3 tRNA genes and 1 rRNA gene are annotated in these 2,753 nt (G+C 63.5%); all 4 read left to right on the plus strand.

The features are described from left to right. Positions 1–214 precede the first annotated feature (214 nt). The 4 genes from rrf (at position 215) to LIG30_RS02340 (ending at position 2,658) form a co-directional block, all read left to right on the plus strand. Positions 215–327 (plus strand): 5S ribosomal RNA (rrf, locus tag LIG30_RS02325). Between the two features lie 2,029 nt (positions 328–2,356). Next, positions 2,357–2,442: transfer RNA gene (locus LIG30_RS02330), tRNA-Tyr, on the plus strand. Between the two features lie 41 nt (positions 2,443–2,483). After that, a tRNA-Gly gene (locus LIG30_RS02335) sits at positions 2,484–2,557 on the plus strand. A 26-nt stretch (positions 2,558–2,583) separates the two neighbouring features. Continuing rightward, positions 2,584–2,658 (plus strand) — tRNA-Thr (locus tag LIG30_RS02340). The last annotated feature ends 95 nt before the right edge of the window (positions 2,659–2,753 follow it).

Below are 2,753 nucleotides of genomic sequence, written 5' to 3' on the forward strand. Positions count from 1 at the left end.
CTTGATCCTATAACCAGTCTGTTTCGGCAGCCGTTAGCGCTTCAGCGCTGATGGATGACCAACGCAGAGCATCGAGCAGCGCAGCTGATCGGTGCGGCGCGCGGTGTGAAGCACCGGCGCGCTGGTTAGAATTCTCGTGTGCGATACACACAACCCAAGATTACTGCTTCTTCCGGATTGGTCGCGCTGCGAAGCACCGCGACAACCCCTTTTGCCTGATGACCATAGCGAGTCGGTCCCACCCCTTCCCATCCCGAACAGGACCGTGAAACGACTCTACGCCGATGATAGTGCGGATTCCCGTGTGAAAGTAGGTAATCGTCAGGCTCCCCCAAGCCAGAAACCCCCGCCCGACCAGGCGGGGGTTTTTGCATTTGCGGCCGGGAAATCGATGGTCGGGAAATCGGCCGGCCCGCGTAGGCGCACCGCACCCGGCCCGGCCATCGCGCCGCGCAACCCGGCAACCCGGCAACCCGGCAACCCGGCAACCCGGCAACCCGGCAACCCGGCAACCCGGCAACCCGGCAACCCGGCAACCCGGCAACCCGGCAGCGGGACCGGGGCCCGCATATGGCCCTCCTGGATTCCCGCATCCATTCGCCGTTGCTCACCCGACCGCCACATCTCCCGTGCCGCTCATGTCCTGCCGGCACCTGCTCTGGCGAAGCGGCCAGCGCGAACACCCCGCAGCGACCGTCTACCCGCCCGGCACCGCGTCGTTCGCAGGTGAGCGCGCCCTCAGCAGGCGGTCACCGCCATTGCGCGTCGGCCGCCCGCCTGGCTTTTCGTCCGATCGTCACGCCTGCCATCCGCTGGAGTCGGCCGCCGTCGCGGGCCACTCCCTTTCGCGCCACGTCGCTATGCACGCCCCTAATGGGAACCGGCCGTTCCGCGCCCTCGCGTTCCGCTGATGAGCGTGTGGCGCGCGGAGCTTCACCGTCACCCGGCCCGATCCGAGCGCCTGGCGGCCTGACCTGACCGGACGCATCCCCCTTGGGGCAAGACCCCTCGAGTTCGATGCCGTGACCACATCCCCCAGACGAAAGCCCGCGCGCCAGTGCGATGGCGCGCATATGTCAACAAGTTCGCGCTTTGCCGATCATCGAGCATCGTTCTGCATCGATTCTGTTTGCCGGTGGTGGGGCGACGTCTCCGGCAATGCGCCCGTCGAGGTGGCTACGCGCGACGGTTCGCACCCAGGGGCGCGGTCCGCCGACTCAGGCAGTTCACATCAGCATCGTCAGGAGGATGAGCCTGCTCCGAAACACCTTCGAGGTGATTCGACGCGGTGTCTCAGGCACGGCGCGCAAGCTGGCTTGTTGCCTGCGCACCTTCGTTACCCACGGGGCTGTCACTGGGAGCAATCGAGTGACGGAGGGGCATGGCGCCGACGGTAGCGTCGGGCGCGAAGCTGCGGCACCTGTTACGAGGAGCTCGGACGCGACGGCGAAATTCGATGCGCCTTGACGCCGCGAGCCAGGCAGGTACGGCGGAACCTCAGGCTCCCCCGCCCGGAGGAGTTGAGGTCAACCGCTCCGCCCCGATACCCGGTAGCCCGCGCACGCAATCGTGCGCAGTCGACTATTCGGAGATTCACCGCCCCGGCGCTTGGAGAGTCCGGGGGGGATTTCTCGAGTAGCCTCACAAGCGTTGCCGATAGGGCGGGCGTTGTGCGCATACACCACGCCAGCTTACATGGACTCCGGGAGAAAGCGTGAAAAGCAGGCGCCCGACCGACGGGCGTTCCGGGCCGGGCACGACGTTCGATTTATCGAAGCGGCCGAGCGCGCTTAGCCCAAGCTTCCGGGGCGTGCACGACGGCATGCGCGATCGCCATCCAGCGGCCCTCGGGGCGGATCCTAAGCTCGACCGGGCGGCATCGAAGGCGTTCTTCCGGACTGGATCGTAGCGGCGCAAGTTGCTGTTTCTTGGGGAGGGCGGCGGCGAAACGCCCGGTAAGGCGTCGGAGCGCAAGCGAAGCAGTCACGATGCTCGTGCGAATCGCGGCGCCACGTGCTTTAACGTCGCAATCCGGCGCGTCCGGCCGTTGGGCACGAAATTTGCCGTTTTTTTGGGTTTCCCACTTGGCATGATGGCGCGAACGCCGTAAGATAGCGGTCTTCCAGTTTTCGGTGCGGATCTCGGTCTGCAGCGGAACTCGGATACTGACGAAGGTGCGGACATCGAGGTGGCGGCATCATTCACAGGCTCGCCGGTTGCGGACAAGTCATCGTCCCGGCGGTGTGGCGGTGAGGGTTGAAGCGCATCGAGCAGGCGCTCTTGAAGAGAATGAAAATAATCTTCTCGATGTGCTTGACACGAGTTTGATGTGCCATCATAATCGTCAGTTCTCTACGGAGGGGTGCCCGAGTGGCTAAAGGGGGCAGACTGTAAATCTGTTGGCTTACGCCTACGTTGGTTCGAATCCAACCTCCTCCACCAAGACATAAACGCAGAGCGGTAGGGAATCGTTAGTAGCCCGCGCGGGTGTAGCTCAATGGTAGAGCAGAAGCCTTCCAAGCTTATGACGAGGGTTCGATTCCCTTCACCCGCTCCAGTTCGTGCAGTTTGAAGCTTTGAAGCGCCCATGTGGCTCAGTGGTAGAGCACTCCCTTGGTAAGGGAGAGGTCGGCAGTTCGATCCTGCCCATGGGCACCAACAAGTAGTCAGTGTCTGTTTGCGCGCGGCGCAACATGTGAAATTCCTTTCGGGAGTTGAAAATGGCCAAGGAAAAATTTGAGCGGACCAAGCCG

The sequence above is a fragment of the Burkholderia sp. lig30 genome (genome assembly GCF_000687455.2).
GTDB lineage: Bacteria > Pseudomonadota > Gammaproteobacteria > Burkholderiales > Burkholderiaceae > Burkholderia.